18 protein-coding genes and 1 tRNA gene are annotated in these 18,088 nt (G+C 66.7%); 14 read left to right on the top strand and 5 right to left on the bottom strand.

Annotated elements, in window-relative coordinates; genetic code table 11:
* Positions 1 to 2 precede the first annotated feature (2 nt).
* Positions 3 to 1,916: an ABC transporter ATP-binding protein gene (locus tag DFO47_RS18005; RefSeq protein WP_133832519.1), complete on the top strand. Its 1,914-nt coding sequence runs from the start codon at positions 3 to 5 to the stop codon at positions 1,914 to 1,916.
* Here the strand turns inward: DFO47_RS18005 and DFO47_RS18000 are convergent.
* From DFO47_RS18000 to DFO47_RS17990, 3 genes are all read right to left on the bottom strand, one after another.
* Positions 1,913 to 2,335: an NUDIX domain-containing protein gene (locus tag DFO47_RS18000; RefSeq protein ID WP_133832518.1), complete on the bottom strand. Its 423-nt coding sequence runs from the start codon at positions 2,333 to 2,335 to the stop codon at positions 1,913 to 1,915. The genes DFO47_RS18005 and DFO47_RS18000 overlap by 4 nt on opposite strands.
* Entirely contained in the window at positions 2,332 to 2,775 is a 444-nt protein-coding gene (locus DFO47_RS17995) for a DUF6314 family protein (protein ID WP_133832561.1), read from the bottom strand. The genes DFO47_RS18000 and DFO47_RS17995 overlap by 4 nt, the downstream gene beginning before the upstream one ends.
* A gap of 43 nt (positions 2,776 to 2,818) precedes the next feature.
* A tRNA-Arg gene (locus DFO47_RS17990) sits at positions 2,819 to 2,891 on the bottom strand.
* Between the two features lie 82 nt (positions 2,892 to 2,973).
* Between DFO47_RS17990 and DFO47_RS17985 the strand changes: the two genes are divergently transcribed.
* Positions 2,974 to 3,741 carry a DUF998 domain-containing protein gene (locus DFO47_RS17985; protein WP_133832517.1) on the top strand — a complete coding sequence of 256 codons (768 nt, stop codon included), beginning with the start codon at positions 2,974 to 2,976 and terminating at the stop codon, positions 3,739 to 3,741.
* Here the strand turns inward: DFO47_RS17985 and DFO47_RS17980 are convergent.
* On the bottom strand, positions 3,738 to 4,364 hold the full coding sequence (locus DFO47_RS17980) for a hypothetical protein (protein WP_133832516.1): 627 nt from the start codon (positions 4,362 to 4,364) through the stop codon (positions 3,738 to 3,740). The two genes, DFO47_RS17985 and DFO47_RS17980, sit on opposite strands and share 4 nt — an antisense overlap.
* Before the next feature lie 32 nt (positions 4,365 to 4,396).
* Here DFO47_RS17980 and DFO47_RS17975 point away from each other — a divergent pair, with 32 nt between their 5' ends.
* Both DFO47_RS17975 and pcrA read left to right on the top strand, forming a co-directional pair.
* Positions 4,397 to 5,227, top strand: a complete 831-nt coding sequence (locus tag DFO47_RS17975; RefSeq protein WP_133832515.1) for an inositol monophosphatase family protein — start codon at positions 4,397 to 4,399, stop codon at positions 5,225 to 5,227.
* Positions 5,228 to 5,304: 77 nt separating this feature from the next.
* On the top strand, positions 5,305 to 7,797 hold the full coding sequence (pcrA, locus tag DFO47_RS17970; protein ID WP_109863849.1) for a DNA helicase PcrA: 2,493 nt from the start codon (positions 5,305 to 5,307) through the stop codon (positions 7,795 to 7,797).
* Between the two features lie 57 nt (positions 7,798 to 7,854).
* On the opposite strand, the gene DFO47_RS17965 is transcribed toward pcrA, so the two are convergent.
* A complete protein-coding gene (locus tag DFO47_RS17965; RefSeq protein WP_240617838.1) occupies positions 7,855 to 8,436 on the bottom strand; it encodes a TetR/AcrR family transcriptional regulator in 582 nt (193 codons plus the stop codon).
* A gap of 121 nt (positions 8,437 to 8,557) precedes the next feature.
* Here DFO47_RS17965 and DFO47_RS17960 point away from each other — a divergent pair, with 121 nt between their 5' ends.
* The 10 genes from DFO47_RS17960 to DFO47_RS17915 all read left to right on the top strand — a co-directional run bounded on the left by DFO47_RS17960 (position 8,558) and on the right by DFO47_RS17915 (position 17,957).
* Positions 8,558 to 9,235, top strand: coding sequence for an NAD(P)-binding domain-containing protein (locus tag DFO47_RS17960; RefSeq protein WP_133832514.1), 678 nt, complete (start codon positions 8,558 to 8,560; stop codon positions 9,233 to 9,235).
* 13 nt (positions 9,236 to 9,248) lie between these two features.
* Complete coding sequence (locus tag DFO47_RS17955) at positions 9,249 to 10,250, top strand: alcohol dehydrogenase catalytic domain-containing protein (protein ID WP_133832513.1); 1,002 nt, start codon at positions 9,249 to 9,251, stop codon at positions 10,248 to 10,250.
* Positions 10,251 to 10,301: 51 nt separating this feature from the next.
* Complete coding sequence (locus DFO47_RS17950; protein WP_018762173.1) at positions 10,302 to 10,850, top strand: NAD(P)H-dependent oxidoreductase; 549 nt, start codon at positions 10,302 to 10,304, stop codon at positions 10,848 to 10,850.
* A 60-nt stretch (positions 10,851 to 10,910) separates the two neighbouring features.
* On the top strand, positions 10,911 to 11,588 hold the full coding sequence (locus DFO47_RS17945) for a hypothetical protein (protein WP_133832560.1): 678 nt from the start codon (positions 10,911 to 10,913) through the stop codon (positions 11,586 to 11,588).
* 224 nt (positions 11,589 to 11,812) lie between these two features.
* Positions 11,813 to 12,982 (top strand): ADP-forming succinate--CoA ligase subunit beta, encoded by a 1,170-nt coding sequence (sucC, locus tag DFO47_RS17940; RefSeq protein ID WP_018762175.1) that lies wholly within the window; start codon positions 11,813 to 11,815, stop codon positions 12,980 to 12,982.
* Between the two features lie 10 nt (positions 12,983 to 12,992).
* A complete protein-coding gene (gene sucD / locus DFO47_RS17935; RefSeq protein ID WP_133832512.1) occupies positions 12,993 to 13,895 on the top strand; it encodes a succinate--CoA ligase subunit alpha in 903 nt (300 codons plus the stop codon).
* Between the two features lie 173 nt (positions 13,896 to 14,068).
* Complete coding sequence (locus DFO47_RS17930) at positions 14,069 to 14,800, top strand: FadR/GntR family transcriptional regulator (RefSeq protein ID WP_109863845.1); 732 nt, start codon at positions 14,069 to 14,071, stop codon at positions 14,798 to 14,800.
* 213 nt (positions 14,801 to 15,013) lie between these two features.
* Positions 15,014 to 16,363, top strand: coding sequence for an MFS transporter (locus tag DFO47_RS17925; protein ID WP_133832511.1), 1,350 nt, complete (start codon positions 15,014 to 15,016; stop codon positions 16,361 to 16,363).
* A 9-nt stretch (positions 16,364 to 16,372) separates the two neighbouring features.
* Positions 16,373 to 17,149, top strand: a complete 777-nt coding sequence (locus tag DFO47_RS17920) for an SDR family NAD(P)-dependent oxidoreductase (RefSeq protein WP_133832510.1) — start codon at positions 16,373 to 16,375, stop codon at positions 17,147 to 17,149.
* Between the two features lie 118 nt (positions 17,150 to 17,267).
* Positions 17,268 to 17,957, top strand: a complete 690-nt coding sequence (locus DFO47_RS17915; RefSeq protein ID WP_109863842.1) for a GntR family transcriptional regulator — start codon at positions 17,268 to 17,270, stop codon at positions 17,955 to 17,957.
* Positions 17,958 to 18,088 lie beyond the last annotated feature (131 nt).

Genomic DNA, 18,088 nt, shown 5'->3' with positions numbered 1-18,088 from the left:
CCATGAGCATGGACCGCGTGGCCTGGAGCTCGCTCTATAACATCAGCACCGCCAAGAGCGGCTCGAAGCCGTTCTCCAAGGAAACCCTGAAACGGGTGCTGGCCTTCGCCGTCCCGCACAAGGGCAAGCTCATCGCCTTTGTGCTGTCCTCCATCGTCGCGGCGATCCTTGCCGTCGCAACCCCGGTACTCGCCGGCCAGGTGGTTGACGCCATCATCGCCAAGGCCGCCGCCGGCACGGTGATCTGGCTGGCGGTCCTGATTGCCATCGTCGCCGTCGCGGAGGCCGGAGTGGGCCTGTTGACCCGCTGGCTGTCCTCGACCATCGGCGAAGGCGTCATCGTTGACCTGCGCACCCGGGTCTTCGACCACGTGCAGCGGATGCCCATTGCCTTCTTCACCCGCACCCGGACGGGAGCCCTGGTCAGCCGCCTCAACAATGACGTCATCGGGGCACAGTCCGCTTTCGCCGGAACCCTCTCCGGCGTCGTGAGCAACTCGGTGGCGCTGATCCTGACGCTGGCCGTAATGCTCAACCGGTCCTGGCTGGTGACCGTCCTCGCCATGGTGCTGCTGCCGATCTTCCTGATCCCGGCCCGGCGCATGGGCTCCAAACTGGCAGACCTGCGCCGCGAAGCCGCAGCTCACAACGCCGCCATGGGCACCCAGATGACGGAGCGGTTCTCCGCACCGGGTGCCACCTTGGTCAAGCTGTTCGGCCGCCCGGACGAAGAGTCCCGGGAGTTTGCCGCCCGGGCCGGCCGCGTACGCGACATCGGCGTCCGGATGGCCATGCTGCAGTTCACGTTCGTCACGGCCCTGACCCTGGTGTCCGCACTGGCGCTGGCCCTGGTGTACGGCCTGGGCGGCTGGCTTGCCCTTGGCGGACAACTGGCGCCCGGTGACGTGGTGGTCCTGGCGCTGCTCCTGACCAGGCTCTACGCCCCGCTTACCGCGCTGTCCAACGCCCGCGTGGAGGTCATGAGTGCGCTGGTGAGCTTTGAACGCGTGTTTGAAATCCTTGACCTGAAGCCGCTCATCCAGCAGAAACCGGACGCCGTGCCCGTGCCTGCCGGTCCTGTGTCGGTCGAATTCGACAACGTCCGCTTCGCATACCCGTCGGCGGACAAGGTCTCCCTTGCATCGCTCGAAGAAGTCTCAACGCTGGACACCCGCGGCGGCGAGGAAGTGCTGCACGGCATCAGCTTCCGGGTGGAGCCTGGCCAGACGGTGGCACTGGTGGGCTCCTCCGGGGCGGGCAAGTCCACGATCGCCCAGCTGCTGTCACGGCTGTACGACGTCGATTCGGGCGCGGTGCGGCTGGGCGGTACAAGGCCGGGGTCCGGCCTGGACGTGCGGGACACCACCTTCGATTCCCTGCGCGACACCTTGGGCATGGTGACCCAGGACGGGCACCTGTTCCACGAGTCCATCGCCTCCAACCTGCGCCTGGCCCGGCCGGACGCCACCGAGAAGGACATGTGGGACGTGCTCCGGCAGGCGCGGCTCGAAGGCATGATCCGGTCCCTGCCGGACGGACTGGACACCGTGGTGGGAGAGCGGGGCTACCGGCTCTCAGGTGGTGAACGCCAGCGGTTGACCATCGCGCGCCTGCTGATCGCCCAGCCGCGGGTGGTCATCCTGGACGAGGCCACCGCAGCACTGGACTCGACGAACGAAGCCGCTGTCCAGGCGGCCCTGGGCGCCGCGCTCGAGGGTCGGACCGCCGTCGTGATCGCCCACCGGCTCTCCACCGTGCGTGCCGCCGACGCCATCCTGGTGGTGGAAGACGGCCGGATTGTCGAACGCGGAACCCATACCGAGCTCCTGGCCGCGGGCGGCCGCTACTCGGAGCTCTACCGGACCCAGTTCGCCGAAGCCACCGCCGTCGCGGAGGAAGCCGTCCCTGAGTTCTAGCGGCGGAGCGGCCGCGCGGCCAGCACGGGCAGGATGTGGTCCGTGAGCAGCGGTGCGAGGTCCGCCGGGAGGGATGCGCCGTCCCTCCCGGCGTAGTCCAGCCAACGGATCTCGGCGATCTCCGCGGCCGGGTTGGCCTGCCAGGTACCCGGGGCGAGGAAAACGGTTGCCTCGATGTCGGTGGCGGCCTCGTTGGCGGCATCGGCCACCCAGACCCCCATTAGTTCCAGCTCCTGCGGCGGGACCACGATCCCCACCTCCTCGGCCAGCTCGCGGGCTGCGGCTTGAACGGCGGTTTCACCCGGCTCCGGTTTGCCGCCGGGGTGCATGAACATGGCCGTGCCGCGTTTCCGGACGGTCAGGAGCCGCCCGGCGTCATCGAACACACAGACGGCCGAGACCACAATGCGATCCTTCACGGCTCCTCCCGGACCAGGCGTGAGACCAGCAGCAGGTCCTTGCGGGGGCCCGTCACGTCCCAGCTGTAGGTGAAGGAACCAGGGCCAAGGCAGGTGTAGGTCACGCGGTAGGTATCGGGGTCGCACCAGTGCGCGTCCTGGCTGGCGTCAGGGGTAAAGCTCATCCGGTGGAACGGGCGGCCATCCGGAAAGAACACGTCCAGGGCGTCCGGCCGCGGGGACGCCTTCAGCACGTACTCCCGCGAGGCGGGACCGGTGAAAGCAGGCCAGCGCATGGTGCCTTCCTCGCGAAGGGCCAGGCCGTCGTCGTCCGTTGGGGTGTAGAGCACGACGCCGGTAAAGGTTCCGCGGGTGCCGTCCGACCTGTCCAGCAGGTCACGCTCCACCCGCCAGCGGCCCGGCCGCTCCGGGGCGGCGGGACCGTCCGCCGGGGCGCCCAGGAGGTAGGTGCGAAGGCGGGACTGCCGGGAACTGAGGTTCAAGTGCCCTCGATTGGAATCGAACCAACGACACCGGCTTTAGGAGAGCCGTGCTCTATCCACTGAGCTACGAGGGCGGGCATTCGGCAACCGGCGGGGCCGGCTGGTCCGAACACGGTTACAAGCATACAAGGTGCCGGGCCGTACTACGCTCAAAGCATGAGTCCAGCCCCGACTGCCGCTCCCGCTGCCGCCTACCTGCCGGACACCGCGTCCACCCGGCACTACATCGGTGCCTGGTCCGTGCTGAGCGTGCTGCAGTACTTCCTCGCCGAGGCGGTGGTGGCCATCGCCTGGGCCGGCCCGCGTCCGTATGACCTCCGGACCGGCTACATCAGCGACCTTGGTGCGCTGCACTGCGGCGTCCATGCCGGGCGGCAGGTGTGCTCGCCGCTGAACTGGCTGATGAACGGCTCGTTCGTCCTCCAGGGCCTTGGACTGCTGCTGGGTGCGGCGCTGCTGAGCTCGGGGTTGCTGTGCGTCGCGGCACGGCATGGTGCCCGGGTTGACCATGCACACCGGAAGCCGCTGCTGGCCGCCGTGTGGGTGCGGGTGCTGACCGGGGCCGCGGGGGCAGGGACCGTGGTGGTGGGCCTGGTCCCGGAAGACGCCGGTTCACCCTTGCATTACGTGGGGGCCATAACCTACTTCCTGGCCGGCGGGTGTGCCCTGCTGGTCCTGGGCATCCTGTGGCGGCGGCAGACCGGCATGGCGTGGTTCCTGATGGTCTGCGGCGGCGTGTCGCTGGCGGCCGTGGCGACCGGCGGCCTGACCCGCATGGACGTGCCCGAGCCCGGCACGCTGGAACGGCTGATGGGCTATCCGGTGACGGTGGGCATGGCCGCCGCCGGGTTGGTCATTGCGCAGCGGGTGCGGCGGCACCGGAAGGAACGGCGGGCGGCACGCGCCAGGGCAGCAGCTGCCTAACGTTCTTTCCGTTCCCGCCTGTTGAGGAACACGGCCGCGGCCCCGGCCAGGAGGCTCAGCACCAAAAGTACCCAGCCGGCAACGGTGAGGCCGGACGCCAGGCCAACCTGGCCGGCGTCGGGTCCGCTGGAAGCCATCATGGCGTCAATGGCCACGTTGCCGCCCAACCGGACCACCACGAACAGCATGGGCAAAGCCCACAATGCCCAGCGGAGCGCCTTCCGCGCCACGTTGGTGCCGATGAGGAGAAGCCAGGTAAAGCCAAAAATCAGCGGGAAGAGCGTCCCCGCGGTCTTGTGGACGTAGCTCAGCTGGCCCAGGGCGTCGCTGTCCATGACCTCCTGCAGACGGCTGATGTAGCCCGCATCGAAGCCGCCCACCAGAGAATCCGGCATGGCCATCTCCTGGGAGAGCTGCGTCATCTGGGTCAGGGTCAGCAGGTGCAGGTACCAGAACAGGAACAGGCTGGCCACCACGCCGGCAATGACAATGAGGTTGCTGTTGCCTTGCGCCTTCTCCGGCGTGCGCGCGGTGGAGGGGTTGACCACCGGTGGCAGGTGATGCTGCGGCACAACCGCGTTGGCGCCGTGCTTCTTGATCCGCTGGGCAGGGGTTTTGGCCATGGCACCATTATCCCGCCCCATAAACTGAACCCATGACCACTGGCCGACACAGCGCAGCTGTTCTTGACCCCGCATTGGACGACTACGAGCTGGCGGCGGCGCTGGTCCGTGAAGCAGGACAGCTGGCGCTCCTCATGCGCATGGCCGGCCTGGAATCGGAACAGAAGACCTCCGTCTCGGACGTGGTGACTGCGGCCGACCACGCCGCGGAGGCCTACGTGCTGGAGCAATTGCGGCGCTGCCGGCCGGACGACGGCATCCTGGGCGAGGAGGGCGCGTCCGTCCAGGGAACGAGCGGCCGGACCTGGGTGATCGACCCCGTGGACGGCACCTACAACTTCCTGCATGGCTCCACTTACTGGTGTTCAGCCATAGCGCTCAAGGATTCCGCCGACGTGTTGCTCGGCGCCGTCTTCCAGCCGGAGGAGGACAAACTCTGGGTCGGCGGCCGGGACCGGCCTGCCACCCGTAACGGCGAAGCGCTCACCGTCTTCGCCGACGACAGCGGCAAGCGGAACACCACTCCCGTGGCCGAACTCGGCGCCGCCACCTACATCCACCCCACGTGGCTGATGGATCCCCTGTGCGCCATGCCGTGGCACGCCGCGGCAACGTCCGCAGCGTCCCTCCGCATGCTGGGCTCGGGTTCCTGCGACCTTGGCCGGGTGGCGGACGGCCAGTTGGGATGCTGGTTCCAGCACAGCTGCCCGGAGTGGGACTGGTTGCCGGGCAAGGCAATTGTCCGGGCAGCCGGTGGCGCCGTGGACACCGTCCGGGTCAACGGCCTGGAGTGGTTCCTGGCCGGAGGAACGACGGCGGTCCGCGAGCTTCGTGCGGCCCTCGAGTCCGGCTCGGTGGCGTAGCGCCACCGCGGCAACACAGCCCGTAATCCACAGCCTGGAAGGCGGTGTCAGTCCCACCGCCTAGACTTGTAGGCACCATGGATATGTTGTTTGACCCATACTCTGACGGGCCGTTCAAGGCCGCTCCCGCCACCACCGCCCGCACCAAGTCGCCCTCCGAAGGCGCCGTTGCGGTCCCCGGGGGCGGGGGAGGCGTGCGCGCAGGACAGGCACCGGAAGGGCATTCCCGGGGCCACCGCCCGGATGCCGCAGCTTTGCTGGAAGGGTTGAACCCGCAGCAGGAAGAGGCGGTCAAGCACGCAGGCCCGGCGCTGCTGATCGTCGCCGGTGCAGGATCAGGCAAGACCCGCGTGCTCAGTAACCGGATCGCCTACCTGATCGCCACCGGCCGAGCCCACCACGGCGAAATCCTGGCCATTACCTTCACCAACAAAGCGGCCGCCGAAATGCGGGAGCGCATCGAAGCGCTGGTGGGCGGACGCGCCAAGATCATGTGGATCTCCACGTTCCACTCGTCCTGCGTGCGCATCCTGCGGCAGGAGGCGGCCAACGTCGGGCTGAAATCGAACTTCTCCATTTACGACTCCGCCGACTCCCTGCGGCTGGTCACCCAGGTCTCCAAGGCCCTGGATCTTGACCCGAAGAAGTTCGCGCCCAAAGCCATCCAGCACAAGATCTCCGCGCTGAAGAACGAGCTCATCGACGCCGACTCCTTTGCCTCCGAGGCCAACTACAACGATCCGTTCGAGCACGCCGTTGCGGACGTCTACAAGGGTTACACCCAGCGCCTCCGGCAGGCCAACGCGATGGACTTTGACGACCTCATCGCCGAGACCGTTTACATGTTCCGGGCCTTCCCCGCGCTGGCCGAGTCCTACCGCCGCCGGTTCCGCCACGTCCTGGTGGACGAATACCAGGACACCAACCACGCCCAGTACGCGCTGGTACGCGAAATTGTGGGCGAAGGGCCGGGCGCCTCGGAACTGACCGTGGTGGGCGATTCCGACCAGTCCATCTACGCCTTCCGCGGCGCTGACATCCGCAACATCGTGGAATTCGAAAAGGACTACCCCGAAGCCCGGACCATCAAGCTGGAGCAAAACTACCGCTCCACCCAGAACATCCTGAGCGCCGCCAACTCGGTCATCTCGCGCAACCCCAACCGGCCCGAAAAGCGGCTCTGGACGGCCGAGGGCGAAGGCCACAAAATCATCGGATACGTGGGCGAGAACGAGCACGACGAAGCGCAGTTCATCGCCAAGGAGATCGACCGGCTCCAGGACGAAGACAACCTGCGGCCCGGTGATGTTGCCATCTTCTACCGGACCAATGCCCAGTCCCGCTCCATTGAGGATGTGCTGGTGCGCGTGGGCTTGCCCTACAAGGTGGTGGGCGGCACGCGCTTCTACGAACGCAAGGAAATCAAGGACGCCCTGGCGTACCTTCGGGTCCTGGTCAACCCGGACGACGACGTCAATCTTCGCCGGGTGCTGAACGAGCCAAAACGCGGCATCGGCGACCGCGCCGAAGGTGCGGTGGCAGCGCTGGCCGAGCGTGAGCGGACCTCCTTCATGGCAGCCGCCCGCCGCGCCGACCAGGCACCCGGGATGGCCACCCGGTCCGTCAATGCCGTCCTGGGCTTCGTGAAGATGCTGGACGACCTCGCCGAAGTTGCGGTGGGGTCCGGCGCCGCCGCCGCACTCGAAGCTGTCCTGGAGCAGACCGGATACCTGGCCGCGCTGCGCTCCAGCACCGATCCCCAGGACGAATCCCGCGTGGAAAACCTGGCGGAACTGGTTGCCGTGGTCCGCGAATATGAACAGGAGAACCCGGAAGGCAGCCTGGCCGCGTTCCTCGAGCAAGTCTCGCTGGTGGCCGACGCGGATCAAATCCCGGACGCCCCCGGCGCGGACATCGATGCCGCCGTGGCCGAGGCGAAGCGTCTCGGCGTGGTCACGCTGATGACCCTGCACACGGCCAAGGGCCTGGAATTCCCGGTGGTGTTCCTCACTGGCATGGAACATGGATTGTTCCCGCACCAGCGATCCGCCACCGATCCCAAGGAACTGGCAGAGGAACGCCGGCTTGCCTACGTGGGACTCACCCGTGCCCGCAAGCGGCTGTACGTGACCCGCTCAGAGGTCCGCAGCATGTGGGGCCAGAGCCAGTACAACCCAGCCAGCCAGTTCCTCGAGGAGATTCCCGCAGAGCTCCTTGAGTGGAAACGTGAGGGCACCAGCCGGCAGTCGTGGGCGGGCGGCGGTTCCATCGGGTCCGGCCGTTACAGCGGGTCCTTCTGGGGCGCCGGCACCTCCCGCGGAGCGGCGGCGGATTCTTCCGCCGGATTCAATGCCGACGTTCCGGCGTTCCTTGCCAAGACCCGGGTGCAACCGCAGAAGGAAATCATTGCGGTCAGCGTGGGGGACAAGGTCAACCACACCAGCTTCGGAAACGGTACGGTGCTGGCGCTCGAAGGGGCGGGGGACAAGACGGTCGCCAAGGTCAAGTTCGACGTCGGCGAGAAGCGCCTGCTGCTGCGCTACGCGCCGTTGACCAAGCTCGACGCCTAGGGGCGGACGAGCGGGCGGACGCGCGGGCTGCCGCCAAGAGCATCCACCGTTGCGGCGTTAACTGCGGGCCGGGCAGGACTCGGCCACCAGGCGGCGGGCCATTTCCACCGCACGCGACCCATACACCGCGCCGTCCAGGACCGCGGCCGTGGCGTAGGCGCCGTTGAGGACAATGAGGAGTTCTTCGGCGAGCCGGTCAGGTTCCTCGGCCCCCGCCTCGGCCGCCAGGGTGTGGAACCAGTCGCGGACCTGCTGCTTGTGGGCGACCGCGGCGAGGTGGGCCGGGTGCACGCCGTCGGGGAACTCCGTGTTGGTGTTCAGCATGGGGCACCCCCGGTAGCTGCTTCCGGCGCAGTCGGAGGCCAGTATGTCGAACACGGCAATCAGTTTGTCCTGCGGAGATCCTTGCCCGCCGGCGGCCTCACGCATGCGCTCGAACCAGGCGTCTGCCCGGCCCTGGACATAAGCCGTGGCCAGGGCGTCCTTGGTGGGGAACTGGCGGTAGACGGTCGCGTTGCCCACCCCGCACTCCTTGACCACGGTGTCCATGCCCACGGCCCGTATGCCGTGGGCGTAGAACAGCCGCGTGGCCACTCCAAGTACATTGCGCCGGTTTTCCTCAGCCGTCCTGCGCGCCACAATTCTCCTCCAGTGTGCTCCGATACCGACTGACCCAGTTTGACAGACGGAACGATCCGTCACAAACTTGGGAACGATCCGTCACATTGAATGGCGGCCCCGCCATCACCAGGAGAACACCATGAAGACAGCAGTACTTGGAACCGGAATGGTTGGCCGGACCATTGCCGCACGCCTCGCGGAGCTCGGCCATTCCGTCACCATCGGCACCCGCGACCCCGCGGCCGCCATGTCCCGGACCGCAGCTGACGCCATGGGCAACCCGGCCTTTGGGACCTGGGCCGCTGAGAACCCGGCCATCAAGGTGGCACGGTTCTCGGATGCCGCGGAAGGCGCGGGGCTGATCATCAACGCAACCAACGGCGGTGCATCGCTCGACGTGCTGGAGCAGGTCGGCCCGGAAAACCTCGACGGCGCGGTGGTCCTGGACATCGCCAACCCGCTCGACTTCAGCAACGGCATGCCTCCCACCCTCTTCGTCAAGGACACCGATTCCCTGGCCGAGCAAATCCAGCGGGCCTTCCCCGCGGCCCTCGTCGTCAAGGCCCTCAACACCATGAACGCGGACCTGATGGCCTATCCCGGACAGTTGTCCGACCCCGGCTCCGTCTTCGTCTCCGGCAACGACGCCGAAGCCAAGGCCGTGGTCACCGGACTCTTGAAGGACTTCGGCCACCAGGACATCATCGACCTCGGCGACATCACCACGGCGCGCGGAACCGAAATGCTGCTGCCCGTCTGGCTCCGCCTGTGGGGCGCACTCGGAACGCCTGCCTTCAACTTCAAGATCGTCCGCTGACAGGACAACCACCATGAAAGCCGTCCACATCACCGCTCCGGGCGCGAGCCTGCAGCTCGCTGAAACCGATCGCCCGGAAGTTCCCCACGGACATGTACTCATCAAGGTCGCAGCCAGCGGCATCTGCCACAGTGATGCCATGCCCGGAGCAGGTATGGCGTCTTCCTACCCGCGCATCCCCGGCCACGAGGTCGCCGGAACCGTCGAGCTGGTGGGCGACGGTGTGACCCGGTGGGCGCCCGGCCAGCGCGTGGGCGTCGGATGGTTCGGCGGGGCGTGCTTCCAGTGCGACCCATGCCGGCGTGGGGATTTCATCTCCTGCGAGGCCGGAAAAATCACCGGGCTGACTGCCGATGGTGGCTATGCGGAGTACGTCCTTGCCCCGGCTGATGCCCTCGCTGCCGTCCCCGACGCACTCACGCTTGCTGAAGCTGCTCCGTTGATGTGCGCAGGCGTCACCACCTTCAACGGATTGCGCCACAGCGGTGCCCGACCGGGAGACCTCGTTGCCGTCCTTGGATTGGGTGGCCTGGGACACCTCGGTGTCCAGTTCGCGGCCAGGATGGGATTCGAAACCGTCGCCATTGCGCGCGGCGCCGAAAAGGAACCCTTTGCCCGTGACCTCGGCGCCCACCACTACGTTGACAGCCTCAGTTCCGACGTCGCCGCGGAACTGAGGGGCCTCGGCGGTGCCGCCGTCGTCCTCGCCACCGTCACCGACGCCCATGCGATGTCTGCCGCCGTTCCGGGGCTCGCGGCCCGTGGCCGGCTCGTGGTCCTTGGCGTCCCGCACGAACCAGTCCCGGTTGACGCCGGCCTCCTCGTGGGCGGCAGCCGCTCGATCGCCGGGCATGCCTCCGGGACGGCGAAAGACTCCGAGGACGCGCTTCGCTTCGCGGCGATGACCGGGGTGCGCCCCATGATCGAAACCTACCCGCTCGTGCAGGCAGCCGAGGGCTTCAACCGGATGATGTCCGGCCGGGCGCGCTTCCGTGTCGTCCTGACCAATGACTAGGCCCCTGGCGCCGGAACCCGAAGCTGCACCGGAAGGACATACGGACTCTCCATGACCAACCAACGCACCCTTGTCATCGTTGCCCACCCCGATTTGGCAGGATCCCGGGTCACCGCCCATCTCGCCGCCTCCATCGGGGACCTTGATGGTGTCACAGTCCGGGACCTGGCGTCCCTCTACCCTGACCGTCGCGTGGACGCCGAGCTGGAACAGCGGTACCTGCGGGAAAACGACACCATCGTGCTGCAGTTTCCCTGGCACTGGTATTCCGTTCCCGGACTGCTGAAGGAATGGATGGACCAGGTGCTCACCCGCGGTTTTGCCTACGGCGCCGGTGGGGACGCGCTGCACGGGAAGCGCCTGCAGCTTGTCACCTCAACCGGGGGACCGGAATCCTCGTACTCCCCAGCAGGCCACAACCGTTTCACCATGGCCGAGCTGCTGCGGCCCCTGGAGGCCACCGCACACCTCTGCGGGCTGGACATGGCCGAGCCCGTGGTCCTGCACGGGGCGCATGGGGCGACGCCGGAACAACTGGCGGCGCATTCCCGGCGATACCGGGACCTGCTCTCCGCGGTGCCTGCAACAGCAGGCAGCTGAGCGCGCCCCGTCTGCCGGCGGCGGGGCATAATGGAGGCCATGCGACGGACTGCGTGGGGGATGCTCGCTGCCCTATTCCTGATGGCCGGCACCGGATGCTCGGTGACAACCAGCGACCCTTCCTATGTCCCGCCGCCTCCGAAGCCGCCGATGGAGCAGCTGGCGAACGCGCCGCTGGCCGACGCGAAGCAGTTCTCCAGCGGCGGCGATGTCCTCTCCTTCATTACCGCCGACCGGACCGTCGCCTGCTCGCTGACCTCCGCCCGTGGAGAGCACCTGAACCTGCCGTACGAGCAGAACAGCTACAGCAACGCGGCCAACAACAAGCTGCCCATCGTCCCCGTGGCCCACTGTGAATTGGCCGCCTATCCGGCGCCAAAAGCCGCCGATATCAAGGACGATTGCGCAAGAACCCACCTGGGCTACCTCGGCGGCACAGCCCTGCTGGCGCCGGACAGTGCACGCTACGGCGAGTGCCGTTCCGGCGTGACGGCCATGGAGGCAACCTACGGACCCAAGGGAAACAAGGCAGGACCGCTGACGCAGCTGCCCGTGCTTGCCGACGGGCAGAACCTGGAGCGCAACGGACTGCGCTGTTCGGCCTACAACGGCGGTGTGGCGTGCGGAAACGTCTCCGCCGGCGTCGGATTCTTCGTTTCAACTGAACGTTACGAGCTGATTCCCGGACCGGACAAAAGCACCGCCCCGCCGCAGGCAGGGGCCTCAAAAACCCTGTAAATCCGCGGTTTTTCTACGCCCCATAGAATAGTGTGCTTACTCACATAAGAGGTAGTCTGGGACGGCCCGGCCGCTCCAAAGGACTAGAGTTCCCCATGGAGCATTACGCCGCGTGGCTCGTTTCCAGACAGGCCGCCGGTGCGTGCAATCCGCAGCCCGGTCATCGTCCTTCCGATGGTGTCCGACTGTACAGAAACTACTTCGACGTAGAAGGACACTAAACCGTGGACCTGTTTGAATACCAGGCGCGCGATATGTTCGAGGCGCACGGTGTACCCGTGCTTGCCGGCATCGTGGCGTACACCCCAGAAGAAGCAAAGGCAGCTGCCGAGAAGATCGGCGGCGTGACTGTTGTCAAGGCACAGGTCAAGGTTGGCGGTCGCGGCAAGGCCGGCGGCGTCAAGGTCGCAAAGTCTGCCGACGAAGCGCTTGAGCACGCCACCAACATCCTGGGCATGGACATCAAGGGCCACACCGTTAACAAGGTGATGATCGCCCAGGGTGCAGACATCGCCGAGGAATACTACTTCTCCGTCCTGCTGGACCGGGCCAACCGCAACTACCTGGCCATGTGCTCGGTTGAGGGCGGCATGGAAATCGAGCAGCTCGCCGTCGAACGCCCCGAAGCGCTGGCCAAGATCGCCATCGACCCCGCCGTGGGCATCGACCAGGCCAAGGCCGACGAAATCGTCGCAGCCGCAGGCTTCGCCGAGGAACTGCGCGGCAAGGTCGCCGCCGTGATCCTCAAGCTCTGGGATGTCTTCAAGAAGGAAGACGCCACCCTGGTGGAGGTCAACCCCCTCGTCAAGACCGGCGCCGGCGACATCGTCGCCCTGGACGGCAAGGTCTCCCTCGACGAGAACGCCGGCTTCCGGCACGCCAAGCACGCGCAGCTCGAGGACAAGGATGCTGCAGACCCCCTTGAGGCCAAGGCAAAGGCGCAGGACCTCAACTACGTCAAGCTCGACGGCGAAGTAGGCATCATCGGCAACGGTGCAGGCCTGGTCATGTCCACCCTCGACGTCGTGGCCTATGCCGGCGAAAACCACGGCAACGTCAAGCCCGCCAACTTCCTGGACATCGGCGGCGGAGCCTCCGCCGAGGTCATGGCCGCCGGCCTGGACGTCATCCTGGGCGACGAGCAGGTCAAGTCCGTGTTCGTCAACGTCTTCGGCGGCATCACCGCCTGCGACGCCGTCGCCAAGGGCATCGTTGGCGCGCTGGCCGAGCTGGGCCACTCCGCGAACAAGCCGCTGGTAGTCCGCCTTGACGGCAACAACGTCGAGGAAGGCCGCCGCATCCTCACCGAGGCCAACCACCCGCTGGTAACCCTGGCCGCCACCATGGACGAGGGCGCCGACAAGGCCGCCGAGCTCGCCAACGCAGCTAAGTAAGGGACGCACCATGTCTATCTACCTCAACAAGGATTCCAAGGTCATCGTCCAGGGCATCACCGGCGGCGAAGGCACCAAGCACACCGCCCTGATGCTCAAGGCCGGCACCAACATTGTTGGCGGCGTCAACGCCCGCAAGGCCGGCACCACGGTCCTGCACGGCGACAAGGAAATCAACGTCTACGGCACCGTCAAGGAAGCCATGGCTGAAACCGGCGCCGACGTCTCCATCGTCTTCGTGCCGCCGGCCTTCACCAAGAACGCGGTCGTCGAAGCCATCGAGGCAGGCATCGGCCTGGTCGTGGTCATCACCGAAGGCGTTCCCGTCCAGGACTCCGCCGAATTCTGGGCGCTGGCCCAGTCCAAGGTGGATGCCGACGGCAACCAGGTCACCCGCATCATCGGCCCGAACTGCCCCGGCATCATCACCCCCGGCGAAGCACTGGTGGGCATCACCCCCGCCAACATCACCGGCAGGGGCCCGATCGGCCTGGTCTCCAAGTCCGGCACCCTGACCTACCAGATGATGTACGAACTGCGCGACCTGGGCTTCTCCACCGCCATCGGCATCGGCGGCGACCCCATCATCGGCACCACCCACATTGACGCCCTGGCCGCGTTTGAGGCTGACCCCGAGACCAAGGCCATCGTGATGATCGGTGAAATCGGCGGCGACGCCGAAGAGCGTGCTGCCGACTTCATCAAGGCCAACGTCACCAAGCCGGTTGTTGGCTACGTGGCCGGATTCACGGCTCCCGAAGGCAAGACCATGGGCCACGCAGGCGCCATCGTTTCCGGTTCCGCCGGTACCGCCCAGGCCAAGAAGGAAGCCCTCGAGGCCGCCGGCGTCAAGGTCGGCAAGACGCCGTCCGAGACCGCCAAGCTGCTGCGCGAGGTTTTCGCAGCCCTCTAGGGGACTTGCACTCAGCGCGGGGCCACTCCCGCCTGCCCCATCTGATGGGGCGGGCCGGGCAGTGGCCCCGCGTTCGGCGTTTAAGCGGGTCTCGTAACCGACGTCGCCGCACTCCCTGCGTCGAGTAGGGTTGAATGGCAAGAGGGGCCACGGTGCCCAGGCAGGGGAGCAGGATGGCAGAGGCGCGGCGCACGCTGGTTGACGTCGTCGTGGACAAGGTCCTTGAGCACATTCTCAGCGGGGAGATCAAGGCCGACGACGCCCTGCCGCCGGAGGCGGACATCGCCAAGGAATCCGGGGTCAGCAGGCTGACGGCCCGGGAGGCCATGAAAGTGCTGAAGGCCCAGAACGTGGTGTACGTCAAACGCGGCCTCGGCACATTCGTCAACCCGCCCGAACGCTGGACCGGCATGGACGCCATCATGCAGGCGGCCTCCAGGGGAGTAGCCTCCGACCAAGTGGCCCTTCGCCTGCTCGAGGTCCGCCGGATGGTGGAGACCGGTGCGGCGGAACTCGCCGCCTCCCGCCATCGCCCGGCTGACCTTGCAGCCTTGCGGGAGAGCGTGGAGCAGATGGAAGCGGCGCACAATGCCGGAGACGTCGATGCCCTGACCGTGGCCGACATCGCGTTCCATGACACCGTGCTGCGCGCGTCCGGCAACCCGTTTGTCCCCGCCCTGCTGGGCCAGCTTTCCACCCTGTTGTATGCCATGCGCCGCGAGACCTCAGCCTTCCCCGACGTGCAGCGCCACGCCATCCACCACCACAAAATGGTCCTTGCCGCCATCGCCGAGGGCGATCCTGCCACGGCGCGTTCCACCATGGACGCCCACATCACCCAGACCTTCGAGGACTACGAGAACTACCTCGCCGTCTCGAGCCGAAACAGCGCCACGGCCAGCTAGGCACTGCCGGGTGAAACCCGGGTACACGCCGTTTACCTGCCGCCCGCGGGCAGCCTCCCGCATGTGTTGACGCCCACATCTCCCTGTGGCTAGAATCGCAGTCAGACATCAGACATCTGATATCAAATCCCCCGAAATGCCGCCAGCCAAAGGAGTCGTTATGTGCGCGCATTCCCCTCATAAAGGTCCCCACGCCACTGCGGGAGGCCAGCGATGAGCTCCCGTACCGCCGCCCCCGCACTCAGCGAACTGGGCGAGACCACCCTCCGCAAGGTCCGTCGGCGGCTGATGCCCCTGATCGTCCTTCTGTACTTCATCGCCTACCTCGACCGGAATAACGTCGGCTTCGCCAAGCTTGGCATGCAGGGCGACATCGGCCTCACCGAGGCTGCCTATGGCCTGGGTGCCGGCATCTTCTTCCTGGGCTACGCCCTGCTGGAGATCCCCAGCAACGGCGGCATGTACCGCTACGGTGCCCGCAAGTGGATTGCCCGCATCCTGATCAGCTGGGGCATCTTCGCCACGGCCATGTTCCTGGTCAACGGCGAAGCCACCTTCTACGTGATCCGCTTCCTGCTTGGAGCGGCCGAAGCCGGCTTCTTCCCGGCCATCCTCTTCTACCTGACCCTGTGGTTCCCCGCGGCGCAGCGCGTGACTGTGCTTGGCATCTTCATCCTGGCCCAGCCCATCTCCAACGCCCTCGGTGCTCCCGTCTCCGGCATGCTCCTGAACCTGGAAGGCGTCGCGGGCCTGCACGGCTGGCAGTGGCTCTACATCCTTGAAGGCATCCCCGCCATCATCCTGGGCATCATCACGCCCTTCGTCATGACGGACCGCCCGGAACACGCCAAGTGGCTCAAGCCGGAGGAGCGCGAATGGCTCTCTACGACCATGGCCGCGGAACTGGCGGACAAGCAGAAGTCCGGCAACCACAACTTCCTGGCCGGCCTGAAGGACCCGCGCACCATCGCCTACTCGGCGCTGTACTTTGGCCTGGTCTGCGGCATCTATGGCCTGGGGCTCTGGCTGCCCACCATCGTCAAGGCGCTTGGTACGTTCGACTCCACCCAGGTGGGATTCATCGTCTTCGTCCCGTACGCCATCGCAGCCGTGTTCGTCTACTTCTGGAGCAAGCGCTCGGACCGCACCGGCAACCGTGTGTGGCACGCCAGCATGAGCATGGTGCTCGCCGCCGTCGGCCTCCTGGGCGCCGGGTACCTGCTCCCGGTCAACGCCGTGCTGGCCATGGTCTTCCTGACGCTCGCGGCCATGGGGATCTACTCGGCGATCGCACCCTTTCTGGCCATGCCGTCGGCCGCCCTCACCGGCGCTGCGGCCGCAGCGGGCCTTGCCATGGTCAACTCCCTTGGCAACCTGGGCGGCTTCGTGGCCCCCTACATCGTGGGCATCCTCAAGGACGCCACGGGGAACAGCCAGACCGGCCTGGTGTTCCTGGCCGCCTGCCTGGCCGTGACCGCCGCCGCCACCTACCTCTACGCACGCAAGCGGCCCGAAGGTGCCTCCGCCCCCGGAGCCACCGTGCCTGCCCCCGAAACCCACTAGGAGACCCCCATGACCACACAGCACATCTTCCCCGCGGAACGCACCGCCGTCCTGACCGGTGCGGCGTCGGCGCGCGGCATCGGCCGAGCCACGGCTGACCGGCTGGCCAGCGAGGGCTGGTCCATCGCGATCCTGGATATCAATGCCGAGGACGCCCAGGCGGCAGCCGCCGAAATCGGTTCCAGCCGGGCGGTCAAAGCGATCGGCGTGGGAGCCGACGTGTCGGACGAAGCATCCGTGGACCGGGCCATCACGGAGATCGAGCAGGCCCTTCCGCCTATCGTGGGACTGGTCAACCTGGCCGGAATCAGTTCGCCCACCCCCTTCATGGAGACCACCGTGGCGGAATGGGACAAGGTCTTCGCCATCAACATGCGCGGCACGTTCATCGTGTCCCAGCGCGTCCTCAAAGGCATGATCGAACGCGGACTGGGCAGGATCGTCAGCATCTCCTCCATCTCCGCCCAGCGCGGCGGCGGCACCTACTCCAAAGTGGCATACAGTGCCTCCAAAGCAGGAATCCTGGGCTTCACCCGTGCCCTGGCCCGGGAAGTGGGCGAGCACAACATCACCGTGAACGCGATCGCGCCGGGCCCGATCGACACGGACATCATGGGCGGCACGCTGACCGACGAGCGGAAAGCCCAAATGTCGGAGGGCATCATGATGGGCCGCGTAGGAACCAGGGAAGAAGTGGGTGCCCTGATCGCCTTCCTCCTGGGCGAGGACGCCGGTTACATCACTGCGGCCACCTACGACATCAACGGCGGCCTGCAGGTCTCCTGACCGCGCAGCCGGGACTGGTGCCGTGCGGCGTGGCGGCCGCACGGCACCGGCGTGGGTGTGCCCGGGGACACCCGGTTCCGCAGCGTTCCCGCCAGTTCACCGGCTATAGGATTTCTACATGGCAACCAAAAACCAGGCCTCGGGCGGCGTCAGCAGGCAGGTCCTCGCCGACCACGTTTACGAGGCGCTCCTGGGTGCCTTGATGGACGGCCGGCTGGAAGCCGGTACCCCCGTCAGCATTGATGGCATGGCCCGGGAACTGGACGTTTCCCCGACCCCGGTCCGTGAGGCGCTCGCGCGGCTGGAAGCCACCGGTATGGTCCGGCGGATGGCCCTGCGCGGATACCGGGTGGCGCCCCTGTTCTCTCCGGAAGAGCTTGCAGACCTGATGGACGCGCGGCTGGTGATCGAACCGGCCAATGCCTTCATGGCCTGCAAACACGCGGACCAGGAACTCACCGGGCGGCTCCAGCAGGCCATCGAGGACCTCAAAGCGGCGCCCCGCGGCCCATCGTTCGCCGAGTTCCGCGCTTATTGGGAAGCGGACGAACGCTTCCACCGCATGATCGCCGAATCGGCGAACAACCAGTTCCTGCTGTCCGCGTACAACGCCCTTGGTGGCCAGGTGCAGCGTTTCCGTTTCTTCGGGGGCCTGGGCGTCACGGACGCCGACTACGCCATTGCCGAGCACACGGAGATCCTGAAAGCCTTTGAAGCCGGCGACGCCGAGCTTGCCCGGCAGAAGATGATCGACCACATCGAAGGCGTCAAGCAGCGCTCGCAACACGACAGCGAAGTGCGAAACTAGCAGCACCGCCCGGCGCTGTCCTGGCGGCCCCGCGGCCCCCGGTCGCCACCTCATGGCCCATTGGCCTCCACAAGACCCCTTGACAATGCCGTCGAACAGCATAGATCCTATAGGAAATGCGATTCATGATC

The sequence above is a fragment of the Arthrobacter sp. AG258 genome (assembly GCF_004364695.1).
Lineage (GTDB): Bacteria > Actinomycetota > Actinomycetes > Actinomycetales > Micrococcaceae > Arthrobacter.
This window is presented reverse-complemented; position numbering and strand designations above follow the sequence as displayed.